16 protein-coding genes and 2 pseudogenes are annotated in these 19,063 nt (G+C 69.0%); 12 read left to right on the forward strand and 6 right to left on the reverse strand.

The genetic code is table 11. The features are described from left to right. The first annotated feature begins 78 nt into the window (after positions 1–78). The 7 genes from KXD97_RS23150 to KXD97_RS23180 all read left to right on the forward strand — a co-directional run bounded on the left by KXD97_RS23150 (position 79) and on the right by KXD97_RS23180 (position 4,949). Positions 79–483, forward strand: a complete 405-nt coding sequence (locus KXD97_RS23150; RefSeq protein WP_260752714.1) for a PaaI family thioesterase — start codon at positions 79–81, stop codon at positions 481–483. Between the two features lie 78 nt (positions 484–561). Further along, entirely contained in the window at positions 562–864 is a 303-nt protein-coding gene (locus KXD97_RS23155) for an urease subunit gamma (RefSeq protein WP_260752715.1), read from the forward strand. Between the two features lie 13 nt (positions 865–877). Continuing rightward, on the forward strand, positions 878–1,225 hold the full coding sequence (locus tag KXD97_RS23160; RefSeq protein WP_260752716.1) for an urease subunit beta: 348 nt from the start codon (positions 878–880) through the stop codon (positions 1,223–1,225). Beyond that, positions 1,222–2,943, forward strand: coding sequence for an urease subunit alpha (locus tag KXD97_RS23165; protein WP_260752718.1), 1,722 nt, complete (start codon positions 1,222–1,224; stop codon positions 2,941–2,943). The genes KXD97_RS23160 and KXD97_RS23165 overlap by 4 nt, the downstream gene beginning before the upstream one ends. A 17-nt stretch (positions 2,944–2,960) precedes the next feature. Beyond that, entirely contained in the window at positions 2,961–3,605 is a 645-nt protein-coding gene (locus KXD97_RS23170) for an urease accessory protein UreF (protein WP_260752720.1), read from the forward strand. A gap of 13 nt (positions 3,606–3,618) precedes the next feature. Then, on the forward strand, positions 3,619–4,323 hold the full coding sequence (gene ureG / locus KXD97_RS23175; protein WP_260752722.1) for an urease accessory protein UreG: 705 nt from the start codon (positions 3,619–3,621) through the stop codon (positions 4,321–4,323). Continuing rightward, a complete protein-coding gene (locus KXD97_RS23180) occupies positions 4,323–4,949 on the forward strand; it encodes an urease accessory protein UreD (RefSeq protein WP_260752723.1) in 627 nt (208 codons plus the stop codon). The genes ureG and KXD97_RS23180 overlap by 1 nt, the downstream gene beginning before the upstream one ends. On the opposite strand, the gene KXD97_RS23185 is transcribed toward KXD97_RS23180, so the two are convergent. The 3 genes from KXD97_RS23185 to KXD97_RS23195 form a co-directional block, all read right to left on the reverse strand. After that, entirely contained in the window at positions 4,946–6,319 is a 1,374-nt protein-coding gene (locus KXD97_RS23185; RefSeq protein WP_260752724.1) for an NAD(P)/FAD-dependent oxidoreductase, read from the reverse strand. The two genes, KXD97_RS23180 and KXD97_RS23185, sit on opposite strands and share 4 nt — an antisense overlap. A 140-nt stretch (positions 6,320–6,459) precedes the next feature. Beyond that, positions 6,460–7,389 carry an LLM class F420-dependent oxidoreductase gene (locus KXD97_RS23190; protein WP_260752725.1) on the reverse strand — a complete coding sequence of 310 codons (930 nt, stop codon included), beginning with the start codon at positions 7,387–7,389 and terminating at the stop codon, positions 6,460–6,462. A gap of 124 nt (positions 7,390–7,513) precedes the next feature. Continuing rightward, positions 7,514–8,185, reverse strand: a complete 672-nt coding sequence (locus KXD97_RS23195) for an SDR family oxidoreductase (RefSeq protein ID WP_260752726.1) — start codon at positions 8,183–8,185, stop codon at positions 7,514–7,516. Between the two features lie 315 nt (positions 8,186–8,500). Here KXD97_RS23195 and KXD97_RS23200 point away from each other — a divergent pair, with 315 nt between their 5' ends. From KXD97_RS23200 to KXD97_RS23210, 3 genes are all read left to right on the forward strand, one after another. Next, positions 8,501–9,538 carry an alanine and proline-rich secreted protein Apa gene (locus tag KXD97_RS23200; RefSeq protein ID WP_260752727.1) on the forward strand — a complete coding sequence of 346 codons (1,038 nt, stop codon included), beginning with the start codon at positions 8,501–8,503 and terminating at the stop codon, positions 9,536–9,538. Between the two features lie 116 nt (positions 9,539–9,654). Then, the gene (locus tag KXD97_RS23205) at positions 9,655–9,960 is read left to right on the forward strand and encodes a GlsB/YeaQ/YmgE family stress response membrane protein (RefSeq protein WP_260752728.1); all 306 of its coding nucleotides are present in this window, start codon (positions 9,655–9,657) and stop codon (positions 9,958–9,960) included. 14 nt (positions 9,961–9,974) lie between these two features. Beyond that, the gene (locus KXD97_RS23210; RefSeq protein ID WP_260752729.1) at positions 9,975–10,988 is read left to right on the forward strand and encodes a zinc-binding alcohol dehydrogenase family protein; all 1,014 of its coding nucleotides are present in this window, start codon (positions 9,975–9,977) and stop codon (positions 10,986–10,988) included. A gap of 10 nt (positions 10,989–10,998) precedes the next feature. Here the strand turns inward: KXD97_RS23210 and KXD97_RS23215 are convergent. The 3 genes and pseudogenes from KXD97_RS23215 to KXD97_RS23225 form a co-directional block, all read right to left on the reverse strand. Next, a pseudogene (locus tag KXD97_RS23215) lies at positions 10,999–11,872 on the reverse strand (IS5 family transposase). Positions 11,873–11,944: 72 nt separating this feature from the next. After that, positions 11,945–12,706 carry a CPBP family intramembrane glutamic endopeptidase gene (locus KXD97_RS23220; RefSeq protein WP_260752730.1) on the reverse strand — a complete coding sequence of 254 codons (762 nt, stop codon included), beginning with the start codon at positions 12,704–12,706 and terminating at the stop codon, positions 11,945–11,947. A gap of 19 nt (positions 12,707–12,725) precedes the next feature. Then, entirely contained in the window at positions 12,726–15,227 is a 2,502-nt protein-coding gene (locus tag KXD97_RS23225; protein ID WP_396884549.1) for a phosphoketolase, read from the reverse strand. Between the two features lie 87 nt (positions 15,228–15,314). On the opposite strand from KXD97_RS23225, the pseudogene KXD97_RS23230 reads away from it, so the two are divergent. Together KXD97_RS23230 and KXD97_RS23235 are read left to right on the forward strand one after the other, a co-directional pair. Beyond that, a pseudogene (locus KXD97_RS23230) lies at positions 15,315–17,662 on the forward strand (CoA transferase). Beyond that, the gene (locus tag KXD97_RS23235; RefSeq protein WP_260752731.1) at positions 17,572–19,047 is read left to right on the forward strand and encodes an acetyl-CoA acetyltransferase; all 1,476 of its coding nucleotides are present in this window, start codon (positions 17,572–17,574) and stop codon (positions 19,045–19,047) included. The pseudogene KXD97_RS23230 and the gene KXD97_RS23235 overlap by 91 nt, the downstream one beginning before the upstream one ends. Positions 19,048–19,063 lie beyond the last annotated feature (16 nt).

Here is a 19,063-nt window from a genome sequence, read left to right on the forward strand (position 1 = left end):
ACACCAGCGGTGTGGGGCCCTTCCGCTTTCTCCAGACCCCGCGTCGGAGGTTGCGGCGGCGACGTGTAGACACGACGCGTGACGAGTGAAGTTCCCCAAGGTCTCGGTGACGGTTTCGACAAGGTGCTGGGGCTGACCTATCTGGAGATGACGCCCGATGGCGGACGCGCCACGCTGGAGATCACCGAACAGCTGTTGCAGCCGTGGGGCATCGTGCACGGCGGCGTCTACTGCGCGGTGATCGAGAGCATGGCCAGCGTGTCGGGTCATGTCTGGCTCTGCGAACACGGTGGCGGCACCGTCGTCGGGGTGAACAACAACACCGACTTCCTGCGGGCGATCGGGACAGGGACCGTCACGGCGACATCGACGCCGATCCATCGCGGCCGGCGCCAGCAGCTGTGGTTGATCACCATCACCGACGACACCGAACGGGTGGTTGCGCGGGGGCAGGTCAGGTTGCAGAACATCACCGACGCGTAGCGGCGAATCAAAGCCGGACGCGTAGCGGCAGGACGCGTGCGCTGCTGAGTGTGCTGCGGCGTGGCAGTATCGCCCACTATGCGTTTGACGCCGCATGAACAGGAACGGCTGCTGCTGTCGTATGCCGCCGAACTCGCCCGCCGCCGGCAGGCCCGCGGCGTGAAGTTGAATCATCCCGAGGCAGTGGCGATGATCACCGATCACATCCTCGAGGGTGCCCGAGATGGCCGCACCGTGGCCGAGTTGATGGTCAGCGGGCAGGCGGTGCTGTCCCGCGACGACGTGATGGACGGTGTCCCCGAGATGCTCGACGACGTCCAGGTCGAGGCCACCTTCCCGGACGGCACCAAGCTGGTCACCGTCCACCACCCGATTCCGTGAGGCAGGTGCGACGGTGATTCCAGGAGAAGTCGTCTTCGGGGACGGAGACATCGAGATCAACCCGGGCGCACCGCGGATGGAACTCGAGATCGTCAACACCGGCGATCGTCCGGTGCAGGTCGGTAGCCACGTCCACGTCCCACAGGCCAACCGCGCGTTGCGGTTCGATCGCGCCGCCGCCCACGGACAACGGTTCGACATCCCGGCGGGCACCGCGATCCGGTTCGAACCCGGTGTGGCGCAACGTGTTCGCCTGGTCCCGCTGACGGGCGCGCGTGAGGTGCACGGCCTGAGTCTGGATCCGCCGGGACGTTTGGACGAAAAACCGATGAGCGCTCGCGCGAAGAGAGAACCGAGATGACCCTGCTGTCCCGCGCGCGGTACGCGGCTTTGTTCGGGCCGACCGCCGGCGACCGCATCCGGCTGGCCGACACCGATCTGTTCATCGAGATCACCGAGGATCGCAGCGGCGGCCCGGGGCTGGCCGGTGACGAGGCGGTGTTCGGAGGTGGCAAGGTGCTGCGCGAATCGATGGGCCAGTCGCGCGCAACGCGTGCCGACGGCGCCCCCGACACTGTCATCACCGGCGCGGTGATCCTCGACCACTGGGGGATCATCAAGGCCGACATCGGAATTCGCGACGGTCGCATCACCGCGATCGGCAAGGCCGGCAATCCCGACATCATGTCCGGTGTGCACCCGGACCTGGTGGTCGGCCCGTCCACCGAGATCATCGCCGGCAATGGCCGCATCATCACCGCCGGCGCCATCGACTGCCATGTCCACCTGATCTGCCCGCAGATCATGGAGGAGGCGCTGGGCGGCGGGATCACCACGATCGTGGCCGGTGGCACCGGTCCGGCCGAGGGCAGCAAGGCCACCACGGTCACCCCGGGGGCCTGGCACCTGGCGCGCATGTTGGAGGCGCTCGACACCTGGCCGCTGAACGTGGCCCTGCTGGGCAAGGGAAACACGGTCAGCAGCGACGCCCTGTGGGAACAATTGCGCGGCGGCGCAGCCGGTTTCAAGCTGCATGAGGATTGGGGGACGACGCCTGCGGCGATCGACGCGTGCCTGGCGGTGTGCGAGGCGGCCGGGGTGCAGGCCAACATCCACACCGACACCCTCAACGAGGCGGGGTTCGTCGAGGACACCCTGGCAGCGATCAAAGGCCGCTCGACCCACGCCTACCACACCGAGGGCGCCGGCGGCGGGCACGCGCCCGACATCATCACCGTCGCCGGCCACCCGAACGTGTTGCCGAGTTCCACCAACCCGACCCGGCCGCACACGGTCAACACCCTCGATGAGCACCTCGACATGCTCATGGTGTGCCATCACCTGAACCCGAGTGTGCCCGAGGACCTGGCGTTCGCCGAGAGCCGGATCCGGCCGTCGACCATCGCCGCCGAGGACCTGCTGCACGACATCGGGGCGATCTCGATGATCGGCAGCGACGCGCAGGCAATGGGCCGCATCGGCGAGGTGGTGATGCGCACCTGGCAGACCGCGCATGTGATGAAGCGCCGCAGAGGATTCCTGCCGGGGGACAACGGCGCCGACAACGCCCGCGCGCAGCGATATGTCGCGAAGTACACGATCTGCCCGGCGGTCGCGCACGGGCTCGACCACGAGATCGGCTCGATCGAGGTCGGCAAGCTCGCCGACCTGGTGCTGTGGGAACCGGCGTTCTTCGGCGTGCGCCCGCACGCGGTGGTCAAGGGCGGGATGATCGCGTGGGCTGCGATGGGTGATGCGAACGCGTCGATCCCGACGCCGCAACCGGTGCTGCCGCGGCCGATGTTCGGCGCCGCACCCGCCGCGGCCGCCGCGACGTCACTGCATTTCGTCGCGCCGCAGGCGATCGAGGACGGCCTGGCCGACCGGATCGCAGTGAACCGCAGGCTCGTCGCGGTGGGCAATGTCCGCGGAATCGGCAAGGCACAGATGCCGCTCAACGACGCCACTCCCGACATCGAGGTCGATCCGGACACGTTTACGGTGCGCATCGACGGTGAGGTCTGGCAGGAGCAGCCCGCGGCCGAACTGCCGATGGCTCAGAGATACTTCCTCTTCTAGGCGAAGTCCTGCCCACGATGACCAATCTGGCCACCCTGCTCGCGCTGTCGGACTCACGGCTGCCCACCGGCGGGCACGTGCATTCCGGCGGTGTGGAGGAGGCGGTGACCAGTGGACTGGTCGTCGACCTGGTCACGCTGCAAGCGTTTCTGCGGCGCAGGATCCGCACCAGCGGCCTCGTCACCGCATCGCTGGCTGCGGCCGTGCACCGCGGGTCCCTGGCCCCGGCCGCGGGCCGGGCCGGCGACGTCGAGACAGATGCCCGCACCCCTTCGCCGGCGGCACGCGCGGCTTCGCGCGCGCAGGGCCGCGGCCTGGTCCGGCTGGCCCGGCGGATCTGGCCGGAGGACGACTGGGACGCCCTCGGCCCGACACCGCACCTGGCCGTCGCCGCGGGGGTGGCCGGCCGGGCCGGCGGCCTGGTACCGGCACACACCGCGCTGTCGCTGGTGTACACGACGATGACCGGGTCGGCGACCGCCGCGCAGCGACTGCTCGCGCTCGATCCCGGCGACGTCGCAGCGGTCACGTTCGCGTTGTCCCCGCTGTGCGAGCAGACCGCGGCCGAGGCTGCCAAGGAGCTCGCCGACCTTTCCGATCCACTGCTCGACGTGCTCGCTCAACGCCACGCCGACCGTGACCGCCCGTTGTTCGCCTCCTAGAGAGAGTCCCGCGATGCCACCGCATTTCCTGTCGGCCGATTCGGCCGGCCAGCCGCACGGCCACACCGACCGTCCCCGCCGGGAGCGCCGGGCGGGGGAGCCGCTGCGCATCGGCGTCGGCGGTCCGGTCGGCTCCGGCAAGACCGCGTTGGTCGCGGCACTGTGCCGCCAGTTGCGTGACGAGCTGTCCCTGGCGGTGCTGACCAACGACATCTACACCACCGAGGACGCAGACTTCCTGCGCCGCAACGCCGTTCTGCCCGACGACCGTATCGCCGCGGTGCAGACCGGGGGCTGCCCGCACACCGCCATCCGGGACGACATCACCGCCAACCTCGACGCGATCGACGACCTCATCGCCGCTCACTCGGGTCCGGGGCAGGACCTGGACCTGATCCTGGTCGAATCGGGCGGGGACAATCTCACCGCGACGTTCTCCTCAGGTCTTGTCGATGTGCAGATCTTCGTCATCGACGTCGCCGGCGGGGACAAGGTGCCGCGCAAGGGCGGGCCCGGTGTCACGTTCTCCGACCTGCTGGTGATCAACAAGACCGATCTCGCACCGCTGGTGGGCGCCGATCTGGACGTCATGCGGCGGGACGCGGCGGCGGTGCGCGGCGTCCGTCCGTTCGAACTGATCTCGCTGACCGCCGACCCGGCGGCCACGCCGGTGCTGGGCTGGGTGCGCGAGCAACTGCGGGTCGCGCAGGCGCTCTAGTGCGTTCGGAAGTCGTGATCGTCGCCCGGCCCGACCGCCTGCCTCACATCGAGTGCAGTGGCGGGATCGCGGCACGCCGCACCGCCAGGGACACCGTGCATCTGGTGTCGTCGGTGGCGACCCCGCTGGGCGGCGACGCGATCGCGATGCGCGTCGTCGTCGAATCGGGGGCCAGACTCGTCATCAGGACGGTGGCTGCCACCATCACGCTGCCGGGACGCATGACCGCCGAATCCCACTCGGCCTGGGAGCTCGAGGTCGCCGGCGAGCTCGACCTCGACCCGGAGCCGACGATCGTCGCAGCCACCTCCCGGCACTTCACGTCGACGCGGTTGGCGCTGGCCGGGACGGGCGCAGTGCGGCTGCGCGAGCGCATCCAGATCGGCAGATCCGGGGAGCGGCAAGGCTTCTGGAGCGGCTCACTGAACGCCGACCTGGACGGCGCCCCGTTGCTGCGACACCGCGTCGAACTCGGCACGGGAGCCTGCACCGACGACGAGATCGCCGGACCTCGCGCCGCGGTCAGCGAACTGCACTACCCCCGAACCGATGCCGAGACCGACGGGGTGACGCTGGCGCTGGCGGCCGGCGGTACTCTGACCACCTGGCAGGGGGAGCGACTCTAGCTCGCCGCTTTCTCGGTGTCCTGCACCGAAGCCGCGATCTCCTCGAGTTCCTCGATCCGTGTTCGTGCGTAGGCCTGCTGTTCGGTGATGGTCAGCTGGCCGCGCTTGGTCGACAGGAACGTCACCGTCCAGGACAGCAGCGTGACGATCTTGGTCTTGAAGCCGACCAGATACACCAGGTGCAGCACCAGCCAGGCCAGCCAGGCGATGAAGCCCTCGAACTCCAGCGGGCCGATCTTGGCCACCGCGCTGAACCGCGACACCGTGGCCATCGAACCCTTGTCGAAGTAGCTGAACGGCTCCCGTTCGGACGGGTCTGCGCCCTTGATGCCGGCCTCGATCGCCTTGGCGGCGTACTTGCCGCCCTGGATCGCGCCCTGGGCCATGCCCGGCACCCCTTCGACCGCGGCCATGTCACCGACGACGAACACGTTCGGGTGCCCCGGGATCGACAGGTCGGGGAGCACCTTGACCCGGCCGGCCCGGTCGAGCTCGACACCGGACTGCTCGGCGAGGTCACGGCCGAGCGGGCTGGCCGACACACCGGCAGACCACACCTTGCACGCCGCCTCGATCCGGCGGATGGTGCCGTCGGGATCCTTGACGGTGATGCCATTGCGATCGACGTCGGTGACCATCGCGTTGAGCTGGATCTCGACGCCGAGCTTCTCGAGCCTGGCCTGCGCCTTCTTGCCGAGCTTCTCACCCATCGGCGGCAGTACCGCGGGCGCGGCGTCGAGCAGAATCACCCGCGCCTTGGTCGGATCGATGTGCCGGAACGCGCCCTTGAGCGTGTGGTCGGCCAATTCAGCGATCTGACCGGCCATTTCGACGCCGGTCGGGCCGGCGCCGACGACCACGAAGGTGAGAAGTTTCTCGCGGCGGGCCGGATCGCTGGACCGCTCGGCCTGTTCGAACGCGCCGAGGATGCGCCCGCGCAGCTCCAGCGCGTCGTCGATCGTTTTCATGCCGGGCGCCCACTCCGCGAAATGGTCATTGCCGAAGTAGGACTGACCTGCGCCCGCGGCCACGATCAGGCTGTCGAACGGTGTGATGTAGGTGTGGCCGAGGAGCTCAGAGCGCACGGTCTTGGTTTTCAGGTCGACCTTCGTCACGTCGCCGAGCAGCACCTGCGCGTTCTTCTGTTTACGCAGGATCACCCGGGTGGCGGGGGCGATCTCCCCCTCGGAGATGATGCCCGTCGCCACCTGGTAGAGCAGCGGCTGGAACAGGTGGTGGGTGGTGCGGGCGATCATCTTGATGTCGACATCGGCTCGTTTGAGCGTCTTGGCTGCGGTCAACCCGCCGAATCCCGATCCGATGATCACCACCTTGTGGCGATCGGACGGAGTGGCTCCGGGATGGCTCATTGCAACTCCTTGTCGGGTCCTTGTCGGATGCGGTCGTCCCCTGGGCGGTCTGAGACCTTCCTTGCTTTACCCGTTCCGAACAACGAGAACCTTAGTCGCTGCGCTTCCGGGCGGCGCGGTGACATGCCCCACCCCTGGAATCAGGCCGTGACCAGCGGCTTGAGTGCCTCTCCGAGCGCCGAAACCTGTCCCGGCTGGTACCCGACGGTCTGGGTGGGCACGAACAGAATGACACCGTCGATGCCTGCGTCGAGGACTTTCTCCTTGATCTGCTCGGCGATCTGCCCGGGTGTTCCGGCCACCATCCGCTGCCGGAAATCCTCGGGGATCAGATCGGGGGAGACCCCCTCGCCGACGACGGCACCGACCAGCATGCTCGTCTCCAGCGTGTCGGGGTCGCGGTCGATCTCCTCACACCGCTGCCGGGCCACCGCGACCTTCCTGGCGAGCTCGTCGAAGCCGGCGATCACGTTGAGGTGGTCGAAGTGCCGCGCCGCGAGCGGAATCGTCTTCTTCTCGCCGCTGCCGCCAATCATCAGCGGAATGTGTTCGCGGAAGCGGGGATTGGCCATCGCTTCCTGCACCCGGTAGTACCGGCCGGTGAAGGTGGGTCGCTCACCTCTGAGCATCGGCAGGATGATCTCCAGCGCCTCGTCGAGCTTGTCGAACCGGTCGGTGAACGTGCCGAACTCGTAGCCGAGCTGGTCGTGTTCGAGCTCGAACCACCCGGTCCCGATGCCCAGCACCGCGCGGCCCTGGCTGATCACATCGAGTGTGGTGATGTTCTTGGCCAGCAGCGTGGGATTGCGGTACGTGTTGCCGGTGACGAGCGTGCCCAGCTGCACGTTCTCGGTGACCGTCGCCAGCGCGCCGAGGGCGGTGTAGGCCTCGAGCATCGGCTGATCAGGGGTTCCGATGCCGGGCAGTTGATAGAAGTGGTCCATCACGAACACCGAGTCGAAGCCCGCGGCGTCGGCCTCCCTGGCTTGGGCGATGACGGTGGGGAAGAGCTCGGACACTCCGGAGCCGTACGAGAAGTTGTTGATCTGCAAGCCGAGTCGAATGGTCACGGGTCGACCCTACGATCCGGCTCCCAGCGGCGACGCCCGTTTTCACGCGCCGCGAACCGCGGAATAAACGATCGCGGAGAAACATTGCGCGGGCCCGTTCGTCAGCCCGCGCGGGACGCCAGCGTCAGCCGAAGTTGGCGAGCGCGCCGTGGGTGACGTGCAGGGTCTGTCCGGTGATGTGACGCGCGGACGGAGTCGTGAGAAACAGCGAGAGCCGGGAGATCTCGGCCGCGACCGAGGGGGGCGTGGTCCCGAGCCCGTCGTAGCCGGGTTCCACGGCGCGTCCCACGGCCACGGCGTTGACGGTGATGCCGCGGATGCCGAAGTGGGTGGCCTGGCCGGCGGTCCAATCAGAGACCGCGGCCTTGACCGCAGACGCGGCGCCACCCTCGTGGGTGAAGTCCGGGATCACGCTGACAATCGAGCCGCCGGACCGCATATGGTCGCCGAGCACCTGCACGGTCAGCATCGCGGCCACCACGGTGGCGTCGAACAGGCCGCGCCACTCGGCGGCGTGGTCGTTGAGCGTGTAGGTGCGGACGTCGCCGCCCGGCCAGGTCGGCGCGGGAACGTTGATGATGGTGTCCAGGTGCGCGGGGACTTGTCCGTGAAGCTCGGCGACCGAGGCGGGATCGGTGTTGTCGAACACCAACGCGTCGGCGTCGAGTTCCTTGGCGAGAACCTCGACCTCCTCGCGGCGCCGGCCGCCGACCAGCACGGTGTGACCGGCTTCGGTGAAGCTCTCCGCGATCGTGCGTCCCAGTTCCGTGTCGCATCCTGTGATCAGCACATCCATCGGCGAGCCTCCTGTTGTGTTCGACGCTGAACCCCAGCGAGTGGCGCCAATGTTACTGGACAGTAGCTATATCGGAAAATGCGACGCGCCGACCCGGTAACACGCCCGGGGCGGGCGGCGATGGACAGAGCGAGAGAACACCAGACCGCTTCGGCACCGTGACACCACCCGCGCCACGCGCGGGTGGTCTTGCGCGTCAGCTACCTACGACAGCGCCTTTAACAGCAGGTATGCGATGGTCAGCAATGTAACGATCCGGCACATTTTGAGCACCTCACACTTGCGTCACGCCAGCAACACGGTAGTTTCTTCCCCATGGACCAGCCGGACGTGCATTTCCCGCGCCGTAAAGGGCTGCCGACGTCATTGCGACGCTCGGCGCTGACCGGCGCCACCGCGGCAGCACTGGCCGCGGCCTTGACCGTGCCCGCAGTGGCCTACGCCCAACCCGCACCGCCGCCCAGCCCCGCGCCGGCCCCCGCCGTCGAGGCGCCTGCGGCGCCCCCGGCGGCACCGCCCCCGGCCGACCCGAACGCCCCCGTGCCGCCGGCTCCTGCGCCTCCGCCGCCGCCGGCGGATCCGAATGCCCCGCCACCGCCACCGGCCGACCCGAACGCCCCCGTGCCGCCGGCCGACCCGAACGCTCCGGCGGCGCCCGCCCCGGAACCGGGCCGCGTTGACAACGCCGCCGGCGGTTTCAGCTACGTGGTGCCCGAAGGCTGGGAGGTCTCCGACTCCACCCAGCTGTCGTACGGGCAGGCGCTGCTGACCAAGCTGCCGCCCGCAGGATCTCCGCCTGACACGCAGCCGCCGAATGACACCAGTGTGCTGCTGGGCCGGCTGGACCTGAAGTTGTTCGCCGGCGCGGAGACCGACAACACCAAGGCGGCCCAGCGGCTCGCCTCGGACATGGGCGAGTTCTTCATGCCGTTCCCGGGCACCCGGATCAATCAGCAGACCGTTCCGCTGGAGAACAACGGTGTCGCGTCGTCCTACGAGGTGAAGTTCACCGACACCAACAAGCCCAACGGCCAGATCTGGGCCGGTGTGGTCGGGACGCCGGTTGCGCCGGGCACCCCGCGCGGACAGCGCACCCCGGAGCGGTGGTTCGTGGTGTGGCTCGGTACGGCGACCAACCCGATTCCGCAGGAGCAGGCCGTCGCGTTGGCGAACTCGATCCGCCCCTGGACGCCTCCACCGCCTCCGCCGGCCGCGGACCCGAACGCTCCGGTGCCGCCCGCCGATCCGAATGCGCCGCCGCCGGATCCGAACGCGCCCGCCCCGCGGCCCGCGGTCGGTGTGCCGGTCCCGGTCGATCCGAACACCGCCCCCGGGATGCTGCCGCCCGCCTGATCGTGTCCGTTCGCTGCCTGTTTGCACGACCCTTTCGTTACCCGAGGTAGGTATACCTGGGGCATGGCCCGGTCGCGGCCGCACCGGGTCGACGCGGTGACAGACAGGAGTTCGTGATGGACGTCGTGGCAGCTACCGAGATTTTGGCCCGTTCGACAACGCTCACCAGCGTCGGCTGGATCGGCTACATCATCATCGGGGCGATCGCGGGATGGATCGCCGGCAAGATCGTCAAGGGCTCCGGCTCGGGCATTTTGATGAACATCGTGATCGGCATCGTCGGTGCCCTCATCGGCGGTTTCCTGCTGAGTTTCTTCCTCGACACCGCCGGCGGCGGCTGGTGGTTCACCTTGTTCACCGCGATCCTCGGCTCGGTGATCCTGCTGTGGATCGTCGGTAAGTTCACCAAGTCGCGCGTCTGAACCCCGGACCCGTGATGCGCGCATGGCAGGTGCGCACACCCGGTCCGATCTCGACACGCCCGCTGGTCTCGGTGACCGTGCCGGCGCCGCGGGCCGGACCCGGTGAACTGCTGGTCGCGGTGCGGGCGTGCGGGGTGTGCCGGACGGATCTGCACGTCGCCGAGGGCGACCTGTCGGTGCACCGTCCGTCGGTGGTCCCCGGCCACGAGGTGGTGGGAGAGGTTGTCGAGACCGGTGCGTCGCCGGAGGGGCAGGCGGCACCGCGCTTCGCGGTCGGCGACCGGGTCGGTATCGCCTGGCTGCGCCACACCTGCGGGGCCTGCCGATACTGCGTGAGCGGGCGGGAGAACCTGTGCCCGGAGTCCAGGTACACCGGGTGGGACGCCGACGGCGGTTACGCCGAGTACGCGACGGTTCCGGAGGCGTTCGCGTTGCGCCTGCCCGGCGGCTACGCCGACACCGAGCTGGCTCCGCTGCTGTGCGCGGGAATCATCGGGTATCGGGCGTTGCTGCGTGCTGCCCTGCCGCCCGGCGGGCGCTTGGGCATCTACGGATTCGGGGGCAGCGCGCACCTGACCGCGCAGGTGGCGCTGGCTCAGGGAGCCGAGGTCCATGTGATGACCCGGGGGCAGCGAGCCCGCGAGCTCGCGCTGGAGCTCGGCGCAGCGTCGGCGCAGGGGCCCGCGGATCCGCCGCCGGTGCCGCTGGATTCGGCGATCCTCTTCGCCCCGGTCGGCGATCTGGTGCTGCCCGCGATGGCGGCCCTGGACCGGGGCGGCACGCTGTCCATCGCCGGCATCCACCTCAGCGACATCCCGGTGCTCAACTATCAGCGACACCTGTTCCAGGAGCGGCAGATGCGGTCGGTGACGTCGAACACCCGCGCCGACGCGCAGGCGTTTCTCGATTTCGCCGCCGGGCACCGGCTCGAGGTCACCCATCCGCGGTATCCGCTCGACCGCGCCGACGAGGCGCTCGGCGACCTGGCCGCCGGGCGGGTCGCCGGGGCGGCCGTGCTGGTCGTCTAGGTAGTGTCTGTTAATTGCGGACGCGGTGATAGATGATGATCGCAGCTAGGGTGACGCCCCCGAGGTAGCTCAGCGCGTATTTGTCGTATCGGGTGGCGATACCTCGCCAGTGCTTGAAGCGGTTGAAGGATCGCTCGACGGTGTTGCGGTGCTTATAGATTCGCCCGGAGAACGCCGGTGGCCGTCCGCCTTTGCTTCCCCGGCTCTTTCGGCGGGCGATCTGGTCGCTGCGCTCGGGAATGGTGTGGGCGATTTTGAGCTGGCGCAGTCGGGCTCGGGTCGAGTCATGGGAGTACGCCTTATCGGCGAGTAGCCGAAACTTTGGGCCCTGATGGGCAGTCAGCAGTGGCCACAGCATCGGGTTGTCGCCGGCTTGCCCCGGCGACAGTGCCATGGTGACCGCGCTGCAGCGTTGATCGGCCAGCGCGTGGATCTTCGTTGTCAGCCCGCCGCGTGAACGGCCGATGGCATGGTCATCGGGCTCATCGGGGTGTTTGTTGTAATTCGACAGATCCCCCTGTGTGGCGACCAGGGCGGGCACCAGCGGCATGCTGATGTACACGCACGCTGGTCGAATCCACCGCCAGCAGCAGTTCGACCAGCTCAGCGTCAGCGTCATCGACATCGATGTCACGGGAGATCGCTGCGAAGATCTGCGCGTAGGTGCCGTCGGTGGACCACCGCAGGTGACGTTCAGCCACCGACTGCCAGGCGCCGAACTGCGCGGGCAGATCGCGCCACGGAGATCCAGTCCGGTAACGCCAGATAATTCCTTCCAGCGTCACCCGATGATCGTTCCACGGCCGCCCGCGCCGTCGACCCGAAGGCAGTACCGGCTCAATCACCGACCACAAGTCATCAGAAATCACATCAGTCCGTAACACTTAAACAGCATCAGGCACAACATCGTTCACATTAAGCAGACACGCCCTAGTCCGCCCCGGCCACCCGGCAGGTCATGACAGGTGCCACACCAGTGCGGCGGCCAGCGCCCCCAGTCCGTTGAGTGACCAGTGCAGCGCGATCGGCGCGATCAGGCTGCCGCTGCGGCGCCGCAGCCAGGAGAACACGAAACCGGCGGCCGCGGTCGCCAGCACCGCGCCGACCACCCCGGCGACCATCCCGAACACCCCGCCGCCGAGGATCTTGGTGAACCCGACGTTGCTGGCCGTCAAGCCCAGCGAGGTGGCGACGTGCCACAGCCCGAACAGCACAGAGCCGGCCGCGGCGACGCCGCGCCAGCCCCAGGCCCGGTCCAGCGCGCCGTGCAGCACGCCCCGGAACGCGAGCTCCTCGGGGATCACGGTCTGCAGCGGGATGATGATCATCGACGCGATCAGCGCACCGGACAGCGTCGCGTAATTGTTGTTCAGAAACATCGGCCGCGTCCACGGCAGCAGCGCCCCGATCGCGATCACGGTCCCGACCAGACCGACCGCGCCCAGGGCGTACCCGGCGCCGGACTTCCAGTGCTCGCGGCCCAGCCCCAGTTCCGACCAGCCGAGCCCTCGCGAGCGGATCAACACCAGCAGTCCCAGCGCGGCGGCGGGCACCACGGCGACGTTGGCCCACGGGGTGGTGAAGTGAGCCAGCAGGTTGGTCAGCGCCAAAACGACGACGACGACCGCGATGTCGACATAGATCCGGAAGTGATGCAGCGCGGCGAGCTGGGCCACCACGGGGTGCGGCTCGGCGGAGGCTGCGACGGCATCTGACATAACCGCACCAGCTTACCGGCTATTCGTTGTCCCCCCCGGTGGACGCGGTGGCGTCACTGCCGGCTGTGCCGAAGCCCGATTCGCGCGCGGCGGGCCACACCCAGTCCTTCACCTCCGGGATGTCGTCGCCGTACGCGCGGGTGTATTCACGCGCGGCGATCCGCTTGTCGGCCATCTGCTGCCGCAGCGTCGCGCACCGCGAACCCAGGGCCGGAACCCGGTCGATCACGTCCATCACCAGGTGATACCGGTCCAGATCGTTGAGCATGACCATGTCGAACGGGGTGGTCGTGGTGCCCTCCTCCTTGTATCCGCGGACATGGAGGTTGTCGTGCCCGGCCCGGCGGTAGGTCAGCCGGTGGATCAGCCACGGATAGCCGTGATAGGCGAAGATGATGGGGCGGTCGGTGGTGAAGATGACGTCGAAATCGCGATCGGACAGCCCATGCGGATGCTCGGTCGGGTCCTGCAGCCGCATCAGATCGACGACGTTGACGAACCGCACCAACAAATCCGGCAGGTGCCGACGCAGGATGTCGGCGGCGGCCAGCGCCTCCAGCGTGGGGATGTCCCCGGCGGCGGCCAGCACGACGTCGGGATCGGTCCCCAGTTGTTCCGAACCGGCCCACTCCCAGATGCCCACGCCGCGGATGCAGTGCGCGACCGCCTGCTCCATGGTCAGGAAGTTGGGTGAGGGCTGCTTGCCCGACACCACGACGTTGACGTACTGCCGGGACCGCAGGCAGTGGTCGTAGGTGGACAGCAGCGTGTTGGCGTCCGGCGGCAGATAGACCCGCACCACCTTGGCGCTCTTGTTGACCACGTGGTCGATGAAGCCGGGGTCCTGGTGGGAGAACCCGTTGTGGTCCTGCCGCCAGACGTGGCTGGACAGCAGATAATTCAGGCTGGCGATGGGCCGCCGCCACGGGATGCCGTTGGTGACCTTGAGCCACTTGGCGTGCTGGTTGAGCATCGAGTCGACGATGTGGATGAACGCCTCGTAGCAGTTGAACAGCCCGTGTCTGCCGGTGAGCAGGTAGCCCTCCAGCCAGCCCTGGCACTGATGCTCGGACAGCACCTCCACCACCCGGCCCACCCGGGCGAGGTGCTCGTCGACCTCCGGGCCGAAGAACTCGGCGTTCCACTGCTTGTCGGTGGCGTCGTAGACGGCCTGCAGGCGGTTGGACGCCGTCTCGTCCGGGCCGAAGATGCGGAAGTTGTCGGGGTTGAGCCGGATCACCCCGGTGAGCCACTGGCCGAGCACCCGGGTCGCCTCGGCCACCGTCGCTCCCGGTGCCGGGACGTCGACGGCGCACTCACGGAAATCGGGCAGCCGGAGGTCCTTGAGCAGCAGCCCGCCGTTGGCGTGCGGGTTGTCGCTCATCCGTAGCTGCCCTCGCGGCGCGAGCTCGGCGATGTCGGGCATCAGTTTCCCGTCGTCGTCGAAGAGTTCGTGGGCGCGGTAGGAGGCGAGCCAGTCGGCGAGCACCGCGAGGTGTTCCGGGGTGTCGCGGGCGCTGGCCAGCGGTACCTGGTGGGCCCGCCACGAACCCGTGGTCTTCTTGCCGTCGATGGTGGCCGGACCGGTCCAGCCCTTGGGTGTGCGGAACACGATCATCGGCCACATCGGGCGGGACTCGTCACCGGCGCGGGCCCTCGCCTTGATGGCGGCGATCTCGTCGAGGACGTCGTCGAGCAGGGTGGCGAAGCGCCGGTGGGCATCGGCATGATCCACGCCCGGCCCGCCCTCGTCGTCGGGGACTTCGAAGAAGTACGGGCGGTGACCGTATCCGACCATGAGCGCGCGCAGCTCGTCTTCGGGGATGCGGGCCAGCACCGTGGGGTTGGCGATTTTGTAGCCGTTGAGGTGCAGGATCGGCAGCACCACGCCGTCGTGCGCGGAGTTGGAGATCTTGTTGGAATGCCAGCTGGTCGCCAGCGGCCCGGTCTCGGCCTCGCCGTCGCCGACCACCGCGGCCACCAGCAGGTCCGGGTTGTCGAATGCCGCACCGTAAGCGTGCGACAGCGCGTAACCCAGTTCGCCGCCCTCATGGATCGACCCGGGGGTCTCCGGCGCGACATGCGAGGGGATGCCGCCGGGGAAGGAGAATTGGCGGAACAGCCGGCGCAGTCCCTCGTCGTCCTGGGTGACGTCGGAGTAGATCTCGCTGTAGGTGCCGTCGAGGTAGGTGTTGGCCACCAGGCCGGGGCCGCCGTGTCCCGGGCCCGTCACGTAGATCGTCGACTGGCTCCGTTCCTTGATCACCCGGTTGAGGTGGGCGTAGAGGAAGTTCAGCCCCGGCGTGGTGCCCCAGTGCCCGAGCAATCGGGGCTTCACGTCGTCGCGGCTCAGCGGCGTGCGCAGCAGCGGATTGTCGAGCAGATAGATCTGACCGACCGACAGATAGTTGGCGGCGCGCCACCACCGGTCCACTTGATCGATCTCCGCGTCGCTGAGCGGACGGCGTTCCATGGTCTTCCATGCGATCGGGGAGGTATCGGCTGTGGTCGTGGTAGTCATCTCTTCATCCAACTCGGCATCGAGGTCCAGTCAACCCGTACCCGATGGCGTGCGCGTTAATCTTTTGCGCACCGTTATCGTGTTCGGATGTCCGAGGGTGCGTTGCTGCCGTCGCTGCGCGTGCTCGACCTGGCGTCCGGGGACGCCGACGCCGTGAGCCGCATCCTGGCCGACCTCGGCGCCGACGTGCTGAAGATCGAACCCCCGGGTGGGTCCAGGACCCGGACCGCCGCGCCGGCGGTCGACGGCGTCGGGGTCGGGTTCACCGTGAACAACGCGAACAAGCGATGCGTCCGGCTGGATCCGGGCAGCGGCGCGGACCGCCGACGGCTGACGGACCTCGCTGCCGCGGCCGACATCGTCGTGGAGTCGGGACATGCCGAATCCGGAAGTGACGGCATCGCAGCGGCTTTCGGACTGTCGGGGCAGGAACTGGCGGCACGGTTCGGGCACCTGGTCGTCGTGTCGGTCACCGACTTCGGCACCACCGGTCCGTACGCACGGTGGCGCGCCACCGACGCGGTGCTCTACGCGATGTCCTCGGCGCTCTCGCGGACCGGACCGACAACGGGAACGCCGGTGCTGCCCCCTCGCGGTGTCGCGTCGGGCACCGCGGCGGCGCAGGCGGCCTGGGCCGCACTGGTCGCGTACTTCGACAGATTGCGTTGCGGCAGGGGAGAATTCATCGACGCCTCGCGCTTCGAGGCCGTCGTGCAGGCGCTGGATCCGCCGTTCGGCACCGAGGGCCAGGCCGTGGTCGGCGTGAAGTCGCCCGACCGGTTGTGGCGTGGACGGCCACGTAACCAGCAGATCTACCCGATCGTCGAATGCCGTGACGGGCAGGTGCGGCTGTGCCTGCTGTCGCCGCGGCAGTGGCGGAGTATGTGGGACTGGCTGGGGCGGCCCGAGGAGTTCGCCGGACCGCAGTTCGAGACGATCGCCGCCAGGTATGCCGCGTCGCGCACGCTGAACGCCGCCATCGGCGCCCTGTTCGCCACCCAGACCAGGGCCGAGCTCGTCGCGCAGGGCCAGGCCGGGGGGCGCGCTGGTGGTGGACGGCATGCACCACGGGTACCGGCACGGGCCGGAGTCCGTCGAGATCGCCGAGTGGCGGCACCGGGTCGAGCCTGCGCCGGCGTCCGGAGCCGCCGGCGCCCGTCCGTTCGAGGGACTGCGCATCCTCGATCTCGGGGTGATCGTGGCCGGCGGTGAGCTGGGCCGGCTGTTCGCGGATTTCGGCGCCGACGTGATCAAGATCGAGAGCGCGGCTTATCCGGACGGGTTACGCCAGACCACGCCGGGGACGCTGATGAGCCGGTCGTGGGCGCTCGCGCACCGCAACCAGCGCGGCCTCGGGCTCGATTTGCGCCACCCGGCCGGCGCGGCGGTGTTCCGCCGCCTCGTCGGAGGCGCCGACGCGGTGTTCGCGAACTTCCGGCCCGGCACCCTTGCCTCCCTGGGCTTCGGCTACGAGCGGCTGCGGGCGCTCAATCCGGGCATCGTGCTGGCCGAGAGCAGCGCGTTCGGCGATCGCGGTCCGTGGAGCGCGCGGATGGGTTACGGGCCGTTGGTCCGGGCGTCCTCGGGCGTCACGCGGCTGTGGACGTCCCCGGATGCGGCGCCCGGCGCGACCTACGATGCGACCACGGTCTTTCCCGACCACCTCGTCGGCAGGCTCACCGCGATCGCCGCGCTGGCCACCCTGATCCGGCGCGCGTTGACCGGCGGGACCGGCGGTCATGTCCACATCTCCCAGGCCGAGGCCGCGATGAGTCAGCTGGCCGAACACTTCGCTGTCGAAACGGCTACCGGTGCAGGCCTTCCCGTCCGTCTCGGCGAGGACATGGACGCGGTGTTCCCGTGCGCCGGGGACGACGAGTGGTGTGTGATCTCGCTGCGCACCGCGGCACACCGTGCGACGCTGGCGGACCTGCTCGGGATCCCGCGATTGCCCGACGACCGAGCCGCACTCATCGACGCGGTGTCGCGGTGGACCCGCAGCCGCACCAACATCGGCGTCGCCCGGCGCCTGCAGGAGGCGGGAATCCCCGCCGCGCCCATGTACCGCGCGGCCGATGTTCTCGCCGACCCGCAGATCCGGGCCCGGAAGCTGTTGCGCCCGATGACCCATCCGCTGGTCGAGCCGGTGATGCCGGCCGAGACCGCGCCGGCGCCTTTGGCCCGGATCCCACGCGCCGGTTCGGGCCCGGCTCCCATGCCGGGCGAGCACACCGCCGAGATCTGCCGGGACGTGCTCGGCATGACCCCCGCGCACGTCGACGACCTGGTCGCCGCCGGCGCGTTGTTCACCCATCAGCCCATTGAGCGAAAGGCCCCCGCCTAGATGCCCATCGATCCCAGGACGCCCGTCCTCGTCGGCTACGGCCAGGTCAACCAGCACGAGGAGGATCCCGGCGTCGAGCCCATCGACCTGATGGCCGCGGCGGCCCGCGAGGCGGCCGACCCCCGGGTCCTGGAGGCCGTCGACGCGGTCCGCGTCGTCAATCTGCTGTCCTGGCGCTACCGCGACCCCGGACTACTGCTGGCGCAACGCATCGGGGCCGACAAGGCGACGACGCGCTATACCGGCATCGGGGGCAACGTGCCGCAGACCCTGGTGAACCTGGCGTGCCTGGACATTCAGCAGGGCCGGGCCGACGTGGTGCTGATCGCCGGCGCCGAGACGTGGCGTACCCGGACCCGGCTGCGCGCCGCGGGCCGCAAACCGGCGTGGACCAAGCAGGACGAATCGGTGCCGGTGCCGCCAGGGGCCGACGAGGGCGTGCCGATGGCGGGCCCGTCCGACATGCGGATCAACCTGGACCGACCGGCCTACGTCTACCCGATGTTCGAGCAGGCGGTGCGCATCGCCGCCGGGGAATCACCCGACGAGCATCGCAGGCGCATCGGAGGGTTGTGGTCGCAGTTCTCGGCGGTGGCCGCGGACAATCCGCATGCGTGGAGCCGCGACGCGTTGACCGCCGAGGAGATCTGGCAGCCGTCGCCGAAGAACCGGATGATCAGCTGGCCGTACACCAAGCTGATGAACTCCAACAACATGGTCGATCAGGGGGCGGTGCTGATCCTGGCCTCGGCCGAGAAGGCCCGGTATCTCCAGATCCCTACCGAGCGTTGGGTTTTCCCCTACGCCGGAGCGGACTCCCACGACACCTACGCCATCGCCGAGCGGGCCGAGTTCCACACCTCGCCGGCCATCCGCATCGCGGGCCGGCGGGCGCTGGAACTGGCCGGCACCACCGTCGACGACATCGACCTGATCGACGTGTACTCGTGCTTCCCGTCAGCTGTCCAGGTGGCCGCCGCCGAGCTGGGCCTGCCGGTCGGGGATCCGGCGCGGCCGCTGACGGTCACCGGCGGCCTGACGTTCGCGGGCGGACCGTGGAACAACTACGTCACCCACTCGATCGCGACGATGGCCGAGCGGCTCGCCGCCGAACCCGGACGCCGCGGCCTGATCACCGCCAACGGCGGCTACCTGACCAAGCACAGCTTCGGCGTGTACGGCACCGAGCCGCCGTCACATGAATTTCGTTGGCAGGACGTGCAATCCGAGGTCGACCGGGAGCCGACCCGCCGCGCCGCGGTGGAGTGGACCGGGGTCGGCACCGTCGAGTCCTGGACCACACCGGTCGACCGCGACGGCGCACCGGAGAAAGCGTTCCTGGCGGTGCGCACGCCCGACGACGCCCGGGCGCTGGCGGTGATCACCGACCCTGCAGGCGCCGAGGTCACGGTGCGTGAGGACATCGCCGGCGCCGCGGTGCGGGTGCACCCGGACGGTACCGCGTCGCTGGAATAGGCATGGGGTAACCCTG

It is taken from the genome of Mycobacterium sp. SMC-8 (assembly GCF_025263565.1).
GTDB lineage: Bacteria > Actinomycetota > Actinomycetes > Mycobacteriales > Mycobacteriaceae > Mycobacterium.